General features: G+C 62.8%; 15 protein-coding genes. 7 read left to right on the top strand and 8 right to left on the bottom strand.

The window, feature by feature from the left end:
• Nucleotides 1-6: 6 nt before the first annotated feature.
• The gene (locus FXB40_RS14240; RefSeq protein ID WP_148772816.1) at nt 7-2,856 is read right to left on the bottom strand and encodes a bifunctional transaldolase/phosoglucose isomerase; all 2,850 of its coding nucleotides are present in this window, start codon (nt 2,854-2,856) and stop codon (nt 7-9) included.
• 290 nt (nt 2,857-3,146) lie between these two features.
• On the opposite strand from FXB40_RS14240, the gene FXB40_RS14235 reads away from it, so the two are divergent.
• From FXB40_RS14235 to FXB40_RS14220, 4 genes are all read left to right on the top strand, one after another.
• On the top strand, nt 3,147-3,431 hold the full coding sequence (locus FXB40_RS14235; RefSeq protein ID WP_246207602.1) for a hypothetical protein: 285 nt from the start codon (nt 3,147-3,149) through the stop codon (nt 3,429-3,431).
• A gap of 412 nt (nt 3,432-3,843) precedes the next feature.
• The gene (locus FXB40_RS14230) at nt 3,844-5,787 is read left to right on the top strand and encodes a PrkA family serine protein kinase (protein WP_148772815.1); all 1,944 of its coding nucleotides are present in this window, start codon (nt 3,844-3,846) and stop codon (nt 5,785-5,787) included.
• Nucleotides 5,788-5,800: 13 nt separating this feature from the next.
• Entirely contained in the window at nt 5,801-7,084 is a 1,284-nt protein-coding gene (locus tag FXB40_RS14225) for a YeaH/YhbH family protein (RefSeq protein ID WP_148772814.1), read from the top strand.
• Nucleotides 7,081-8,616: a SpoVR family protein gene (locus FXB40_RS14220; protein WP_148772813.1), complete on the top strand. Its 1,536-nt coding sequence runs from the start codon at nt 7,081-7,083 to the stop codon at nt 8,614-8,616. The genes FXB40_RS14225 and FXB40_RS14220 overlap by 4 nt, the downstream gene beginning before the upstream one ends.
• Before the next feature lie 15 nt (nt 8,617-8,631).
• On the opposite strand, the gene FXB40_RS14215 is transcribed toward FXB40_RS14220, so the two are convergent.
• From FXB40_RS14215 to FXB40_RS14190, 6 genes are all read right to left on the bottom strand, one after another.
• Complete coding sequence (locus FXB40_RS14215; protein ID WP_148772812.1) at nt 8,632-9,072, bottom strand: DUF1801 domain-containing protein; 441 nt, start codon at nt 9,070-9,072, stop codon at nt 8,632-8,634.
• Nucleotides 9,069-9,281, bottom strand: a complete 213-nt coding sequence (locus FXB40_RS14210) for a hypothetical protein (protein WP_187436872.1) — start codon at nt 9,279-9,281, stop codon at nt 9,069-9,071. The genes FXB40_RS14215 and FXB40_RS14210 overlap by 4 nt, the downstream gene beginning before the upstream one ends.
• Before the next feature lie 46 nt (nt 9,282-9,327).
• Nucleotides 9,328-9,759, bottom strand: coding sequence for an SRPBCC family protein (locus FXB40_RS14205; protein ID WP_148772811.1), 432 nt, complete (start codon nt 9,757-9,759; stop codon nt 9,328-9,330).
• Nucleotides 9,756-10,079, bottom strand: coding sequence for an ArsR/SmtB family transcription factor (locus FXB40_RS14200; protein ID WP_148772810.1), 324 nt, complete (start codon nt 10,077-10,079; stop codon nt 9,756-9,758). Before FXB40_RS14200 ends, FXB40_RS14205 begins: the two co-directional genes overlap by 4 nt.
• 249 nt (nt 10,080-10,328) lie before the next feature.
• The gene (locus tag FXB40_RS14195; RefSeq protein WP_187436871.1) at nt 10,329-10,778 is read right to left on the bottom strand and encodes a DsrE family protein; all 450 of its coding nucleotides are present in this window, start codon (nt 10,776-10,778) and stop codon (nt 10,329-10,331) included.
• A gap of 98 nt (nt 10,779-10,876) precedes the next feature.
• A complete protein-coding gene (locus FXB40_RS14190; protein ID WP_148772808.1) occupies nt 10,877-11,497 on the bottom strand; it encodes a hypothetical protein in 621 nt (206 codons plus the stop codon).
• 195 nt (nt 11,498-11,692) lie between these two features.
• Here FXB40_RS14190 and FXB40_RS14185 point away from each other — a divergent pair, with 195 nt between their 5' ends.
• The 3 genes from FXB40_RS14185 to FXB40_RS14175 all read left to right on the top strand — a co-directional run bounded on the left by FXB40_RS14185 (nt 11,693) and on the right by FXB40_RS14175 (nt 14,517).
• Nucleotides 11,693-12,271 (top strand): STM3941 family protein, encoded by a 579-nt coding sequence (locus FXB40_RS14185; RefSeq protein WP_148772807.1) that lies wholly within the window; start codon nt 11,693-11,695, stop codon nt 12,269-12,271.
• A gap of 250 nt (nt 12,272-12,521) precedes the next feature.
• Entirely contained in the window at nt 12,522-14,051 is a 1,530-nt protein-coding gene (locus FXB40_RS14180; RefSeq protein WP_148772806.1) for an SUMF1/EgtB/PvdO family nonheme iron enzyme, read from the top strand.
• 16 nt (nt 14,052-14,067) lie between these two features.
• Nucleotides 14,068-14,517 carry a DUF4399 domain-containing protein gene (locus FXB40_RS14175; RefSeq protein WP_148772805.1) on the top strand — a complete coding sequence of 150 codons (450 nt, stop codon included), beginning with the start codon at nt 14,068-14,070 and terminating at the stop codon, nt 14,515-14,517.
• A gap of 98 nt (nt 14,518-14,615) precedes the next feature.
• On the opposite strand, the gene FXB40_RS14165 is transcribed toward FXB40_RS14175, so the two are convergent.
• The gene (locus FXB40_RS14165; RefSeq protein WP_148772804.1) at nt 14,616-15,947 is read right to left on the bottom strand and encodes an adenylate/guanylate cyclase domain-containing protein; all 1,332 of its coding nucleotides are present in this window, start codon (nt 15,945-15,947) and stop codon (nt 14,616-14,618) included.
• Nucleotides 15,948-16,071 lie beyond the last annotated feature (124 nt).

Raw genomic sequence — 16,071 nt, 5'->3', positions numbered from 1 at the left:
ATCCCCTTAATTCAGTGCGTCTGTGAGTGCGGCATTGAGTGCCGCGAGACCTTTCTTGAGCGGACCCTTCAGGTGCACCCGGAGCGCGCGCCGGCCGCGCTCGGTAAGCACGTCGAAATCGCCGCGCGCCTGTGCTGCCTTGATCACGCCGAAGCTTGCCTTCTGGCCCGGCACGGCCAGGTCCTTGGCGTCATCGGCGGTGATCTGGAGGAACACGCCGCTGTCGGGCCCGCCCTTGTAGGCCTGGCCCGTGGAGTGCAGGAAGCGCGGTCCGAATTCGGCGGCCGTCGCCAGATGCCGCTTCTCGAGCACGGCCGTCCGCATCTCCTGAAGCGCCTCGATCGTGGCCTTGTCGCGCGCGATGTAGCCGAGCAGGGCAAAATAATCGCCGCGCCGCGAGCGCGTGATGTGCGCCTTTAGCCATGAGGTGAGGTCGCCATTGGCTCCCATCGTCCGCAACGCGGCGGCGTTGGTGTCGTTGGTGTAGAGGTCGAACTCCGCGGTGCTGACCACTGGCTCTTCGGCCGGCAGCGCGCCGGTCTTCTCATACGCCGACGTCAGCTCGCGGGTCTTGATCTTCGCCGCTTCGACGTCGGGCTGGTCGAACGGATTGATGCCGAGGATCGAGCCCGCGACGGCCGTTGCCATCTCGAAGCGGAAGAATTCCTGACCGAGATGGTCGATCGACTTCATCACGATGCGGGCGACGGGATGACCGGCCTGTTCGAGCGCGATGAGCTTTGCGTCATGGCCGGCATCCGCTTCGCCTTCGGTACGAATGTCGATGAAGAACCGGTCGGTGCCGTAGACCGAGGGATCGCCCAGCGGCTCGCCGGCGATCGGGATCAGGCCCTTGCCCTCCTTGCCGGTCGATTCCGCGATGAGCTGCTCGGCCCAGGCACCGAAATCGGCGATCTTCTTCGACGACAGGATCGTCATCTTGTCGCGGCCTTCGAGGCCGGCGAGGCCCATGGCGAGGCCGAGCTGCACGCCCGGGTTCTCAGCTGGTGGCACGTCCGGTCCGCAGGAGCGCGCCATCGCGAGCGCATGCTTGATCAAGGTCTTGACGTCGATGCCGGCCGTGGCCGCCGGCACCAGGCCGAACGGTGACAGCACCGAATAGCGGCCGCCGATCGACGGCTCGCCATGGAAGATACGGGCATAGTTCAGCTTCTTGGCCGCCTTCTCCAGCGAGGAGCCGGGGTCGGTCACCGCGATGAAGCGGAAGCCGGTCTTGGCCTTCGGGCCGAGCGCCTGCGCCACGCGCTCATGGAAATAATCTTTCATCGCGTTCGGCTCGGTGGTGCCGCCGGATTTGCTGGAGACGATGAACACGGTGTTGGCGATGTCGATCTTGGCTTCCATCGCCCGTACCTGCGCCGGATCGGTGGAATCCAGCACGTGCAGCTTCGGGAAGCCTGCCTTCCTTGCAAAGGTCTCGGCCAACACCTCGGGTCCGAGGCTCGATCCGCCCATGCCGAGCACGACGGCGTCGGAGAATTTCTGGCCCTTCACGCGGTTGGCATAGTCCTCATAGTCGGCCACGTCGGCTTTCGCCGCGCTGTCGAGCCAGCCGAGCCATTTGTCCTCATCCGTCCCGGTCCAGACCGATTTGTCGCGCTGCCACAGCTTGCGGATCTTGGCAGAGGCGCGCCATTCCTCGGTGCTCTTGGCCACGGCCTTGCCGAGGCCCTCGCCCAGCGAAAGCTGCTGGCGGTCGATCGCGGGCCCGAGCACGGTTGCGCGCTTGTGGGCGACCGCGCCGTAGAGCTTGTCGGCGGCATCGGCGAACTGCTTGACGCCGTCCTTGACGAGTTCCTCGGTGATGGCGTCGAGCGAGACGCCGGAGCGTTCCAGCCCTTCCAGCACGCGGCGGGCGTCGTCGACGTTTTCCTCCAGGCTGTCGCGCGGCTTGCCATGGTCGCGGAACGCATCGAGCGTCGCCGGCGGCACGGTGTTCACGGTGTCGGGGCCGATCAGCTCCTCGACATAGAGCACGTCGCTGTAATCCTTGTTCTTGGTGCCGGTCGAGGCCCACAGCATGCGCTGCGGCTTGGCGCCCTTGGCGGCGAGCTTCTCCCAGCGGGGGCCCGAGAACAGGCGCTTGTAGTCCTGGTAGGCGACCTTGGCGTTGGCGATCGCGACCTTGCCCTTCAGCGCGGCGAGGCGCTCCTTCTCGGATGGATCGTTGGCCCGCGCGATCTTGTCGTCGAGCTGCTTGTCGACCACGGAGTCGATGCGGCTGACGAAGAAGCTCGCCACGCTCGCGACATGCGAGGGGTCGCCGCCGCCGGCGACATACTTCTCGAGGCCGGCGAGATAGGCCTCGGCGACCTGGAGATAGACGGCCTTCGAAAACAGCAGGGTGATGTTGATGCTGATGCCGTCGCCGATCAGCGTTTCGACCGCCGGCAGGCCCTCCGGCGTCGCCGGCACCTTCACCATCAGGTTCTTGCGATTGACGTCCTTCCAGAGCCGCCGCGCCTCGGCGACGGTGCCGGCGGTGTCCATCGCCAGATAGGGCGAGACCTCGAGGCTGACATAGCCGTCATGGCCCTTGAGGCGGTCATAGACCGGCCGCAGCACGTCGGCGGCATTCTGGATGTCCTCGATCGCGACCGCCTCGAACAAATCGGCCACGGTCCGGTCGCCGCGCTTCAGCGCCTTGCCGATCGGGGCGTCGTATTCGTCCGAGCTGCCGATCGCCTTCTCGAAGATCGACGGATTGGAGGTGATGCCCTTGACGCCATCGGTGTCGATCAGCCGCTTCAGGTCGCCCTTGGCGATGAAGCCGCGGGCGAGGAAGTCCAGCCAGACGGCTTGTCCGTGCTTTTCCAGTTCTTTGACGGGATTCATGATGTTTTTTATCTCCAAGCCTGCGGGCGGAGGGGGTTTCCGCGCCGGTCCTGACGCGCTATCCTTTAGCTCACATGCTCCCGGGAGGGAACCAATCAAGGGTATTGGCGTCATTCTCTCAGTCTAACTCCGTCGCGATCATGGCGATCCAGGCGGGAGTCGTGCTTTTGCGTAAATAAAAATTGGCCGGGATGGTTCGGCCGAGGTCTTGTTGCGCGAGGGCATCTGTCGCGTCGCGGAGTGTCGTCAGCGGTTATCGATCCGTCTGATCGTCATTGGCTCGGTCGCGAATGGCCATGCTGGGGAAAAGCATGCGCGCACATCCTGACGGCGTTGCCGTGGGCCATCACCGGCCGTTGATCCCATCCGCCGTTCATATCGGCGCATCCCATGATCTCGACATCGGTCAATCCTTCATGCGGCTCCTGGTCGCGGCGCGCCTCGCGACGGCGCAGCTGAGCGCAGGCGTTTCTTTCAAACGGCTTGCTTTCAAATCAAGTGCGGCAGCTCGCCAGCGTCCGAGCCGCCACGCAGAACGACGTTATCCCTTCGGAGGGTTTGGCGACCGATTTTGATACAGCGCTGCGCGCTTGCCGCGACATTCATGCTGCATGCAGCCTACGCATCGCATTGCAGCAAGGGAAGATGAACGCGGCGTGCAAGGCATCGCCCCGCGAGCGTCATAAGTTCGCCGCTCGCAGATCGCTCTATGTTGCAGTGCCGGAGGGACGCGTCCCCGGTATTGCCCGGATGTGGCGAGCGAGTGACATTTCTAGGAAATGAGCGAAGATAGATAGAGATTCGCACAAATTACAGGCAAGTGCCTGTTCGTAATTCAGCGAGTGCCTACCTTGTGCGTTGCGTCGTGTTGGCGCCCGGGTGTCCAATGAACGTCATGTGCTCACGCTGATTCGAGAAGCGGCCTGAGGAACGGTCCAGTAACTGCTTTCGTTTCAGCTTGTGGCGGAACTCACGCGGAGAGGGATCATGTACAACGATTCTTTGTTCAACGCTTTCGCTAAGTCGTTCGAGGCGAGAAGCCAGCACGACATGTCGATGGCGGAATACCTGGAATCGTGTCGAAGCGATCCCATGAAATACGCTAATTCGGCCGAACGGTTACTAGCGGCGATCGGTGAGCCTCAGACGATTGACACGGCCAAGGACCCACGCCTTGGCCGTATTTTTTTGAACCGCACGATCCGCACCTATCCAGCCTTCGCCGGCTTCTACGGCATGGAAGAGACCATCGAGCGCATCGTCGGTTTCTTCCGACATGCGGCGCAGGGCCTGGAAGAGCGCAAGCAGATTCTCTATCTGCTCGGCCCGGTCGGCGGCGGCAAATCCTCGCTCGCCGAGCGGCTCAAGTCGCTGATGGAAGTGCATCCGATCTACGTGCTCAAGGCCGGCGATGAACTCTCGCCGGTGTTCGAGAGCCCGCTCAGCCTGTTCGATCCCGATCAACTGGGGCCGATGCTGGAAGAGAAGTACGGCATTCCACGCCGTCGTCTCACCGGCTTGATGAGCCCGTGGTGCTACAAGCGACTGGAAGCCTTTGGCGGCGACATTTCGCAATTCCGCGTCGCCAAGATCCAGCCGTCGCGGCTGCGCCAGATCGGTATTGCCAAGACCGAACCCGGTGATGAGAACAACCAGGATATCTCCTCGCTGGTCGGCAAGGTCGATATCCGCAAGCTGGAAACCTACGCGCAGAACGATCCCGACGCCTACAGCTATTCCGGCGGCCTCAACCGCGCCAACCAGGGCGTGCTCGAGTTCGTCGAAATGTTCAAGGCGCCGATCAAGATGCTGCATCCGTTGCTGACCGCAACGCAGGAAGGCAACTATATCGGCACCGAGAACATCGGCGCGATCCCGTTCACCGGCGTCATCCTCGCGCACTCCAACGAGGCGGAGTGGTCGAGCTTCAAGGCCAACAAGAACAACGAGGCCTTCATCGACCGTATCTGCGTGATCAAGGTGCCGTACTGCCTGCGGATCACGGAAGAGCAGAAGATCTACGAGAAGCTGATCCAGGGCTCCGAGCTCGCGGCCGCGCCATGTGCGCCCTCGACGCTGGAGACACTGGCGCGGTTCTCGGTGATGTCGCGCCTGCGCAAGCACGAGAACTCCACCGTGTTCGCCAAGATGCGGGTTTACGACGGCGAGAGCCTGAAGGAATCCGATCCGAAGGCGCGCAGCGTCCAGGAATATCGCGATGCCGCCGGCGTCGACGAAGGCATGGACGGCGTCTCCACCCGCTTCGCCTTCAAGATCCTGGCTGCGACCTTCAACCACGATCCGCAGGAGGTCGCCGCCGACGCCGTGCATCTGATGTACGCGCTGGAGCAGTCGATCAAGCGCGAGCAGCTGCCTGAGGAAGTCGAGAAGCGCTACCTCGAATTCATCAAGGCAGACCTTGCGCCGCGCTACGCCGAGTTCATCGGCAACGAGATCCAGAAGGCTTATCTGGAATCCTACTCCGATTACGGCCAGAACCTGTTCGACCGCTACGTTGATTATGCGGATGCATGGATCGAGGACCAGGACTTCAAGGATGCCGACACCGGCCAGTTGCTCGATCGCGAACTGTTGAACCAGGAACTGACGAAAATCGAGAAGCCGGCGGGCATCGCCAACCCCAAGGACTTCCGCAACGAGGTGGTCAAATTCTCGTTACGGTCGCGCGCCCAGAACGGCGGCAAGAATCCGACCTGGATCTCCTACGAGAAGATTCGCGATGTGATCGAAAAGCGGATATTCTCTCAGGTCGAGGACCTGCTTCCGGTCATCTCGTTCGGGTCGAAGAAGGACGGCGAGACGGAGAAGAAGCACGGCGAGTTCGTTTCACGCATGGTGGAGCGCGGCTACACCGAGCGTCAGGTTCGCCGACTGGTCGAATGGTACATGCGCGTGAAGCAAGCCGGTTGAGGCGGATGAGAAAGTGGCCATTCACATTATTGACAGGCGCCTGAATCCAGGCGGCAAGAGTCTTGAGAACCGCCAGCGGTTCTTGCGTCGGGCCAAATCCCTGGTGCAGGGCGCCGTCAAGAAGACCTCGCAGGAACGCGACATCAAGGACGTCCTGGAGGGTGGTGAGGTCACGATCCCGCTGGACGGTATGCATGAGCCGCGGTTCCGCCGTGAAGGCGGAACGCGTGACATGGTGCTGCCGGGCAACAAGAAGTTCATCGAGGGCGACTATCTGCAGCGCTCCGGCCAGGGCAGCGCCAAGGATTCCGGTCCCGGCGAAGGCGACAGCGAGGACGCTTTCCGCTTCGTGCTCAGCCGCGACGAGTTCGTCGACCTCTTCCTCGACGATCTCGAACTGCCGGATCTTGCCAAGCGCAAGATCGCACAGACCGAGAGCGAAGGCATTCAGCGCGCCGGCTACACCACGTCCGGTTCGCCCGCCAACATCTCGGTCAGCCGTACCGTAAAACTCGCGCTCGCCCGCCGCATCGCGCTCAAGCGTCCCAGCAAGGAGGAGATCGACGAGCTGGAAGCCGCGATCGCCGCAGCGACCGACGAGGACGAACGCGCGGAGCTCGTCCTCCGGCTCGAAAAGCTGAAGGCGAAGACCAAGCGCATTCCGTTCATCGACCCGCTCGACATCCGCTACCGCCGCTACGAGAAGGTGCCGCGGCCGGTGGCGCAGGCCGTGATGTTCTGCCTGATGGACGTCTCCGGCTCGATGTCCGAGCACATGAAGGATCTGGCAAAGCGCTTCTACATGCTGCTCTACGTGTTCCTGAAGCGGCGCTACAAGCATGTTGAGATCGTCTTCATCCGCCACACCGACCGCGCCGAGGAGGTCGACGAGCAGACCTTCTTCTACGGCCCGGCCTCCGGCGGCACGCTGGTCTCCAGCGCGCTGCAGGCGATGCACGAAATCGTGCGCGAGCGCTTCAATCCGTCGGACTGGAATATCTATGCCGCGCAAGCCTCCGACGGCGACAATTCCTATTCCGACGGCGAGCTCACCGGCCTGCTGCTGACTGAGAAGATTCTGCCGGTCTGCCAGTTCTTCGCCTATCTCGAGGTCGGGGAATCCGGCGGCAGCGCCTTCGATCTCTCCGATTCCTCGCTCTGGACCCTTTACGAGCGCCTGCGCAACAGCGGCGCACCGCTCTCGATGCGCAAGGTCAGCGAACGCAGCGAGATATTCCCGGTGTTCCACGATCTGTTCCAGCGCCGCGACACTGCTCAGGAGAAAGCCGCTCCATGACGGAACGCTTGTTCGAAGGCGCCGATTGGGATTTCCACACCTTGCAGCGCATCACCGATGCCTGCGAGGAGGTGGCGTTGAAAGATCTCGGGCTCGACGTCTATCCGAACCAGATCGAGGTGATCACCGCCGAGCAGATGCTGGATGCCTATTCGTCCGTCGGCATGCCGCTGTTCTACAAGCACTGGTCGTTCGGCAAGCATTTCGCCTATCACGAGGCGTCGTACCGCAAGGGCCTGATGGGCCTTGCCTATGAGATCGTGATCAATTCCTCGCCCTGTATCTCCTACCTCATGGAGGAGAACACGGCGACGATGCAGACGCTGGTGATCGCGCACGCCGCCTTCGGCCACAACCATTTCTTCAAGAACAATTACCTGTTCAAGCAGTGGACCGATGCGGAAGGGATTCTGGACTATCTGGATTTCGCCAAGAATTACGTCATGCAGTGCGAGGAGCGCTATGGCCGCACCGAGGTCGAGCGGACGCTCGACGCCGCGCACGCGCTGATGTCGCACGGCATCGACCGCTATCCCGGCAAGAAGCAGCTGGATTTGCGCGAGGAGGAGAAGCGGGCAGGGCGCCGCCGCCAGCACGAGGAGGAAGTCTTCAACGACCTCTGGCGCACCGTGCCCAAGGGCGCATCGAAGGCCCGGACCGCGATCTCCCTCGAGCGTCGCCGCAAGCTGCTCGGCCTGCCGCAGGAAAACCTGCTCTACTTCCTGGAGAAGAGTGCGCCGCGCCTTGCGCCTTGGCAGCGCGAACTGCTGCGTATCGTCCGCCACATCGCGCAATATTTCTATCCGCAGAGCCAGACCAAGGTGATGAACGAGGGGACGGCGACCTACGTCCACTATCGCATCATGACCCAGCTGCATCAGCAGGGCCGTATCACCGACGGCAACTTCCTCGAATTTTTGGGATCGCACACCAACGTGGTGTTCCAGCCCGAATTCGACGATCAGCGCTTCTCGGGCTTCAACCCCTATGCGCTGGGCTTTGCCATGATGCAGGACATCGAGCGCATCGTCGCCAATCCTTCGGACGAAGACCGCGAGTGGTTCCCGGACATCGCCGGCAAGAACGACGTGATGGGCGTGCTGCGCGACGTCTGGGCCAATTACCGCGATGAAAGCTTCATCGCCCAGTTCCTGAGCCCGAAACTGATGCGGCAACTCCGCATGTTCCATTTGCACGACGATCCCGAGGAGCGCGCCGGCATCCGCGTCGATGCCATCCACGACGAGCGCGGTTTCCGCCGCGTCCGCCGCGAGCTGGCCCGCCAGCACGATGTCGGCTACATCGACGCCAATATCGAGGTGGTCGACGTCGATCTCTCCGGCGACCGCCGGCTGATCCTGCATCACCGCGTTATCAAGGGCTCGCAGCTCAACGAGACCGACGCAAAGCGGGTGCTGCAGCATCTGGCCGATCTCTGGACCTACGACGTTGCGCTGATCGAGGTCGACGGGAGTGACAAGGTGCTGCGCGAATACGTCGTCAGCCCGCGGCCGATCACGGCGGCGGCCTAACGCCGCCGTTCAGGCCTAGCTCTTCTTGGCCGGCTTCTTCCTGGCCTTGGACGCGTTCAGCGCCACGGCCGCGCGGATCAGCGCCTTCAACGCCTTCTCGTTGATCTCGGTGCCCTCGGGAATATCGATCGCGCGCCGCACATTGCCGTCGAGGCTGGAATTGAACAGGCCGGCCGGATCATCCAGCGCCGCGCCATTGGCGAACGTCAGCTTGACCACGGCCTTGTAGGTCTCGCCGGTGCAGATGATGCCGTCGTGCTCCCACACGGGAACGCCGCGCCATTTCCATTCCTCGACGACCTCGGGATCGGCCTCCTTGATCAGCGCGCGGATTCGCTTCAGCGTCTCGCCGCGCCAGTCGCCGAGCTCCTTGATCCTGCCGTCGATCATCCTGGAGGGCGAAGGTCCGTCCGCGTCCTTCGCGCCGGTCTTCTTTGCGGTCACCACCTTTTTCATGATCGCGCCTCGCTGCGACGGCCAAGATAGGGCAGCGCGAACAGATAGAGCCCGGTCGCGAGCAACGGGATCAGCGGCACGAAGGCCAGCAACCCGATCCACGTCGCCTGAACCTGCATGGTCAGTGCAACGATGTTGGCGATGACGGCGAGCGTGAAAGCAAGCGACAGCCAGCGATGGATCTGTCGAATCCACATGTTCGAACTCATTGAGGGTCTCCGGTGAGAATATTGGAAATGGACGCGCGTGGCGGGGCTATTCGGCCCGTGCCAGCAACTCGTCCAGCTTGGTGAAAAACTGCTTCCAGCCGGCATGCGCGCCGCCATAGGCCTGCTTCTGGCTCGGACGGAAGCCCGCTTGTTCGACACGCAGATGCGTGCCTGTGCCTTGCGGGGTGAGCGTGAACGTCACCACGCTCTTGAGGTCGTAGGCCGCGTCCTCATGCGTGAAATTCCAGGTGTAGGCGAGCGATCGCTGCGGTTCGATGGCGAGCACCTCGCAATCCAGCACGCCACCCCACTCGCCGCGGAGATTGAAGCGGTGACCGACCGTCGGCTTGAAGTCGTTCTTCATCAGCCATTCCTCGATCAGATGCGGCTGCGTCAGCGCGCGCCACAGCCGCTCCGGCGGATAGGCAAATTCGCGCTCGATGACCACGGAACGTGTTTCGGTCGCAGCCTCAGTCATTGGTCCATCCTCTTCAGCAAATCATCGAGCGCATCGAGCCGGTTCTGCCAGAAGCCCGCCATCTGGCTGGTCCAGTCGATCAGCGGATTGAGCGCACCGGGCTGCGCGCTGTAATGGGTCTGGCGTCCTTCATGGCGATCGCGCACCAGGCCCGCCTGCTTCAGCGCGCCGAGATGCTTTGAGACCGCCGGTTGGGAAACGCCCGATCGCACCGTCAGTGCCCCGACCGTCTGCTCTCCCTCGCGGCACAGCCGCTCGAAGATCGCCCGCCGGGTCGGGTCGGCGAGCGTCCGAAACAGAAGATCAGGGGTGGTGGACATGCGAAATCCATAACTTACAGGTTATGGATTTATTCATAACCGTAGGGTTATGGGTATGTCAAGCGGGATGAGGATGGGTCGGGAGGGAGCGCCACGGGCCCCTCTTACCTCTCCCGCTTGCGGGAGAGGTCGGCGCATCGCGCCGGGTGAGGGTTCTTTCCTCTAGGGGAGTGTCCCATTGCGGAAACACCCTCTCCCCATCCCTCCCCCGCGAGCGGGGGAGGGAGCGCACCGAATTCGCGGCGCGCCTCAGGGCCGCAAATACAGATACCCCTGCGACTGCAGCTCGGCCAAACGAACCACGCCGCCTTTCTCCGCGCTCACGAACCCCGGCAACAGATCCGTCAGCGTGATGTTCTGCGCCTTCATCGTGTTGCTGCAGGCGGCGAGCTCGACGCCGTCCTTGGAGAAATCGCCGATCCGCTTGGTGATATCAGGGTTGGCCTGCGCCGAGTGGAACGCCTTCAACGCCGGCCCGTGGATCACCAGCGCGATCGTGACATGGTCGGGGCCGCCGACGCCGTCGATGTGGTTCTGGATATTGCCGAGCACGAAATTGACCTTGTCGGCGTCGCTGAGGTGATAGACGACTTTCAGCTTGTCTAACTTGGTCGTCTCAGTTGCAGCATTGGCGCGCGAGGCGGCAAACGCCGCGCCGAGCGCCGAGACGGTGCTCCACAAGATGTTCCGGCGGTTCATGGCGATCTCCTTCAAAGCATGATCCGGAAAAGTGTGAAGCGGTTTTCCGGAAAGATCATGCGCAAACAACAACTGCGCCCGACTTTGCCGGTGGCATATCACTTGTGGCGGAGTGCGGCGAGTTCCTTGCGGTCGGTCACGAGCGCGGCGCACTCGCTGTTGTCGGTCCGGTCGAGCCGGAAAATCCCGTCATCACTGCCTGCGACCAGCGATCGCTCGGCCTCGTCGTCGGGCTTGTTGTGCAGCCAGACCCTGACGCTCGCGAGCCGCACGATGGCCGATTTGTCGTCCTTCGAGAGCGCGACGCCGATGCCGCCGCCCTCGCAATCGACGCCGCAGCCGAGGCGGACCTCGCCGCCGTCCTTGGTGAACACCACGTGGTGGCAGGAGCCGCTGGAGTCGAAATCGCCGCTGCGGTGGCGATACCGGAAGCCGAGCCGGAAGGAATTGTGGAGCTGCTTGTCCTCGCTGTCGGTCTCCGCCGAGACCAGCAGCTTCATCCCGGCGACCTTCTGCTTTGGATGCCGCGCCAGATGGTCGGCATCGTAGCGGCGGACGAAGCAGGCATAGGCCGTCTTGCCGGGCGTACCCGCGTACATGCGCGCGTTGAAGGCCTCGGTCTCGGTCTTGTTCGCCTCGCGGATGTCGTCGGCCTCCTCGGCCCGGGCGACGCCGATGAAGGCGGCAAGGGCAAGCGGAAGGACGAGGGCAAGCTTCATGATCGCACCGGATATGTCACCAATGACGGCCCGCATCGGGAGGGTCGGGGCCAATTGGCCGTTAGTCGCAAGCCGCACGCCGTGCGTTCAACTGCGTGGCCTCCGGCAGCCTCGCGCAAGGTTCCAGGCTTAACCGTTGCAAGGGAGGGGCGTGGATAGACCCCAGATTGTTGCAAATGGCTGGAGGCGATCGAAATGTCCGAAAGTCAAAACTTGCCCAATCTTGCGATCGGTTATTCGCGAGCCCGCCTGCTGACGCTTTTCGGTGGCAGCGGGCTGCTGACGCTGCTCTTTGCCGGGCTCGCATTCACCTGGCAGGAAGGCAAGAACATCACCTCATTCCAGGTCGCCGCCTGCTATGTCGGTGCGGTGTTCTTCGGCCTTGCCACCTGCCGCATGCTCTGGCGGCTGTTCTCCGCGCGGCAGCCGGTGGTCTTCATCAGCCGTGTCGGCATCCGCGACACCAGGCTCGCCGGCGAGACCATCGCCTGGAGCGCCGTGCGAAAGATCATGCTCTGGGAGCAGCGCACGCAGAAATTCGTGGTGCTCAAGGTCGACCCACTCATCGCCGAGCGATTCTCCGGAGGATTTGCGACGCAAGCCTTGGTGCTGATGAACAAGGCGCTTGGCGCTGACAGCGTGATCGTCAAAGCGGGCGGCCTGACCATGGACACCGAAACATTGCTCGAGACCTGCAAGCAATATTGGGGCGCCGGACGGCCGGCCCATGCGGACCATTCCGTGCCGGAGCCTGCGCCGGAGCCTGTCAGCTAAAGGTCAGGCTTGATTGCTTCCCAGCGGGTGGGCTTCCCTCGGAGCTGAGAGGGGTGTTCCGAGCGTTGCCTTAGTCGCAGGTTCGGCCAGGAAGGTTCAGGCAATTCATAAGTCGTTGCTCTCCGGAACTCTCTGTCGGCGATTCCTTCGACATTGTCCCAGTTCGTCAATGTGATAGCGTTCACACGCGATTGTTTCTCGAAGTCGTAGGCTGGGGCCGCCTCCTGCAGATTTGTGGAGTCCCCGTGCAATGGGCGAAATTCGCAACTTCAGATCCGGGAATCAGAACGAGCCGCCTCCGCACGGCGGAATGCCTCGTCGTCTCGCAGCCATCATTGTCGGGGACATCGCATCCTACAGCCGCTTGATGCAGGCCGACGAGGAAGGCACGCATGTCCGCGTCAAGCGGATCGAGCGGGACCTCATCGAACCCAGCATCGTCGAGCATCATGGAAGTCTGGTGAAGACCACGGGCGATGGTTTCATCGCCATTTTCGACAGCCCCGTCGAGGCCGTTCGATGCAGCATTGTGATCCAGCAGAACCTCATCGGCCGCAATGCCTCGATTCCGAAGGACTCCCGGATCGAATACCGAATCGGCGTCAATCTCGGTGATGTCATCGTTGAGCCGGACGACGTCTACGGCGATGGCGTCAACATCGCCACACGCATCGAGGGCATTGCCGAGCCTGGTCAGGTCTACATCTCTGGCGCGATCTACGAGCAGATCAAGCACAAGGTGGTGTGCGGCTATGAGTCGCTCGGGGATCGCAAGGTCAAGAACATCACGGATCCCGTGCGCGTCTATCGCGTGCTGCCGGACGCAGATGCAGTCGGCAGGACGCGTGGCCGGCGCGAGAATACCTTGATCTTTCTCCTGGGCATCACGCTGCTGGTGATTGCCACGGGCGTGCTCTGGTATTTGCTGGCGCAGACCGGCAGGGTGGGCGAGCAGGTCGCTACGCCGACCGCTGCTCCGGCCGCGTCACCGATCCCGCAGCCGTCGCCGCGCGAGGCGGCGACGCAGACACCGCAACCGTCTCCCTCAATGGCCTCAGTGCCTCCGTCGCCCACTCCGGCACCCAGCCAACCGACAGCGGCACCGGTCCGTGAACCCGAAATGATCGCCATTCGCGGCGGCAGCTTTGCGATGGGAAGCAACGATGATCCGACCGAACGTCCTGTCCACCAGGTCACGGTCAAGCCATTCTCGATCGGAAAATATCCAGTGACAGTGCAGGAATGGAACGAATGCGCCGCCGCCAAGGCGTGCGGATTCACTGCCATCGGCAAGGACGATGCGCCGATCACCAATGTGAGCTGGGCCGACGCCCAGCAATATGCCGCCTTCCTCGTGCAGACGACGAAGAAGCCTTACCGGCTCCCAAGCGAAGCCGAATGGGAGTATGCGGCGCGCGGCGGGACGTCGACAAAGTATTGGTGGGGCGACAAGGCCCAGCAGGGTATGGCCGGGTGCAAGGACTGCGGTGATGCCGCGGCCGAGCAGCCGGCGAAAGTCGGCAGCTTCAAGCCCAATCCGTTTGGTCTCTACGACATGGGCGGCGGCGTCGACCAATGGGTCGAGGACTGCTGGCACAAGACCTATCAGGGCGGGCCCAATGACGGTTCGGCATGGAGCGGCGGGGACTGCAGCTCGCACGTCCTGCGCTCGGGTTCCTGGAAGAACGACTTGAGATACGTACGGCCGTCCAACCGCGACGGTTACGATACCAATGTTCGTTACCCGACGCATGGATTCCGTGTCGCGCTCAGTCCCTAACTGCCGGAGTAGATCGATGCAAATCCTTCGCTGCCTTGCGCTGTCGGCGGCGCTCGCATTGCTCCCGGGCATGGCCTTCTCGCAAGGCAAGGCTGCTCCAAAGGACGCGAAGGTCTATTTTATAACCCCGTATGACGGGCAAAGGGTGCGCGGTACATTCCTGGTCCGGTTCGGCCTGCGCAACATGGGTGTGACGCATGCCGGCGACGACTATCAGAACGCTGGCCACCATCATTTGCTGGTCGATGTCAACGACCCCATCGATCCCAAGGAGCCGATCCCGCAGGACAAGTCGCATCTGCATTTCGGGGCAGGGCAGACCGAGACATCTCTCGAGCTTCCGCCCGGGACCCACACCCTGCAGCTGGTGCTCGGCGATGCGAAGCACTATCCGTTCGACCCGCCGGTCGTCTCGGACAAGATCACCGTGCGCGTCAGGCAGCCCGTTTCAGCGCGGAGCAAATGATCACCGCAGGCTGGGTTCTCGCCCGGGACGCGCGCTGCAACTGGCGCTGGGCGATGCCAAGCATAATCCGTTCGAGCCGCCCGTCGTTTCGAGCAAGATCACGGTGCCGGTGAGATAGAGCTTTCGGCGGCAAAGATTTGCCATTCGCCGGGAACGCCCTTCAGTGGCGTGACACCACGGCTGCCAAAGCGAAGGCCAGACCCCGCGACGAGATCCTTCACGGTGCTCGACACCAATACTTCCCCGGCGCCGGCCAGCGCCGCGACCCGCGCCCCGATGTGGACGGCGATCCCGCCGACATCATCGCCGATGATCTCGCATTCGCCCGTATGCAGGCCGGCGCGGATATCGATGCCCAGCGACCTGACTTCATCAGCGATCGCTCGAGCGCAACGGACCCCGCGCGCAGGCCCGTCAAACGTCGCGAAAAACCCGTCGCCGGTGGTCTTGACCTCGTGGCCCCGGAAGCGGGTGAGGATGCCGCGGACCATGGCGTGATGGTCGTCAAGCAGGGCGCGCCACCGACGATCGCCGAGGTTGGCAGCCTTTTCAGTCGAACCCACGATATCGGTGAACAGCACCGTTGCCAGCACGCGATCAGCCACTGCGGAACCACGTGCTCCCGTCAGGAATTCCACGATCGCATCGGAAATGTCGTCGGCGTTCTCGCCGACATAGAAGAGGTGATCGCTCCCGGGAAATTCCGCCAGACGCGCTCCGGGAATTTTCGCGGCGACGTCGCGCCCGCCCGCGACGTTGACGACCTGGTCCCCGGTCCGGTGGATGACGAGGGTTGGCACACGAACCGCCGGCAATACGCCGCCGATCTCGATCTGGCTGTTCATGCGCATCAAGGCCGTCACTGCGGCAGGGCTGGCGCCCAATCGCTCGTTGCGCCCCCACCAGCGCTGGAACGCGGCGTCGTTCGCCCGCGACGGTGCGAACTTCTGAACGCTGCCGCCGGTGCCCCAGGCTTTCTCGACATAGCCGAAGAATGCCGCGAGCGCCTCGTCGGTCGCAAACCAATAGGAGAAGCGCGAAAAGCTGCCGTAAAGCACGAGCGCGCGGCAACGATGCGGATAGGTGGCCGCAAACAGAATGGAGAGTGGCGCGCCCTCCGAGATTCCGAGCAGGGCGGCCTGCTCGATGCCAGCCGCATCCATCACCGCACGCAGATCGTCCATGCGCACGTCGAGACCCGGGAGTTCGCTGACGCGATCGGATCCGCCGGTACCTCGCTTGTCGAAGGTGACGACGCGCGCGTAGCTCGCAAGGCGGGTCAGGAAGCGAGCGAGGTCGGGTTGGTCCCAGTAGTTCTCGACGTTGGACACGAAGCCCGGCACCAGAACAAGGTTGATCGGACCGTCGCCGAACGTCTGGTAGGCAACGTGGACGTCTCCGCTCCTGGCGTACTGCGTAACCGGCTGCATAGGTGATCCCTGCCTGCAGGGCTGACCATAGCAAACAAGATTTGCAGACGGAAAGCCGTCACTTTGGTCCAAAAGGCTAAGGCGCGCTCGGGGACGAACGCGCCTCGGAATCGCGACGCCGGTT

This window comes from Bradyrhizobium rifense, from assembly GCF_008123425.1.
GTDB lineage: Bacteria > Pseudomonadota > Alphaproteobacteria > Rhizobiales > Xanthobacteraceae > Bradyrhizobium > Bradyrhizobium rifense.
This window is presented reverse-complemented; position numbering and strand designations above follow the sequence as displayed.

Coding starts and splice junctions, on each gene's coding strand:
- FXB40_RS14240 (WP_148772816.1), bottom strand. CDS start 2,856: ATGAATCCCGTCAAAGAACTGGAAAAGCACGGACAAGCCGTCTGGCTG.
- FXB40_RS14235 (WP_246207602.1), top strand. CDS start 3,147: ATGGCCATGCTGGGGAAAAGCATGCGCGCACATCCTGACGGCGTTGCC.
- FXB40_RS14230 (WP_148772815.1), top strand. CDS start 3,844: ATGTACAACGATTCTTTGTTCAACGCTTTCGCTAAGTCGTTCGAGGCG.
- FXB40_RS14220 (WP_148772813.1), top strand. CDS start 7,081: ATGACGGAACGCTTGTTCGAAGGCGCCGATTGGGATTTCCACACCTTG.
- FXB40_RS14215 (WP_148772812.1), bottom strand. CDS start 9,072: ATGAAAAAGGTGGTGACCGCAAAGAAGACCGGCGCGAAGGACGCGGAC.
- FXB40_RS14210 (WP_187436872.1), bottom strand. CDS start 9,281: ATGAGTTCGAACATGTGGATTCGACAGATCCATCGCTGGCTGTCGCTT.
- FXB40_RS14205 (WP_148772811.1), bottom strand. CDS start 9,759: ATGACTGAGGCTGCGACCGAAACACGTTCCGTGGTCATCGAGCGCGAA.
- FXB40_RS14200 (WP_148772810.1), bottom strand. CDS start 10,079: ATGTCCACCACCCCTGATCTTCTGTTTCGGACGCTCGCCGACCCGACC.
- FXB40_RS14195 (WP_187436871.1), bottom strand. CDS start 10,778: ATGAACCGCCGGAACATCTTGTGGAGCACCGTCTCGGCGCTCGGCGCG.
- FXB40_RS14190 (WP_148772808.1), bottom strand. CDS start 11,497: ATGAAGCTTGCCCTCGTCCTTCCGCTTGCCCTTGCCGCCTTCATCGGC.
- FXB40_RS14185 (WP_148772807.1), top strand. CDS start 11,693: ATGTCCGAAAGTCAAAACTTGCCCAATCTTGCGATCGGTTATTCGCGA.
- FXB40_RS14180 (WP_148772806.1), top strand. CDS start 12,522: ATGGGCGAAATTCGCAACTTCAGATCCGGGAATCAGAACGAGCCGCCT.
- FXB40_RS14175 (WP_148772805.1), top strand. CDS start 14,068: ATGCAAATCCTTCGCTGCCTTGCGCTGTCGGCGGCGCTCGCATTGCTC.
- FXB40_RS14165 (WP_148772804.1), bottom strand. CDS start 15,947: ATGCAGCCGGTTACGCAGTACGCCAGGAGCGGAGACGTCCACGTTGCC.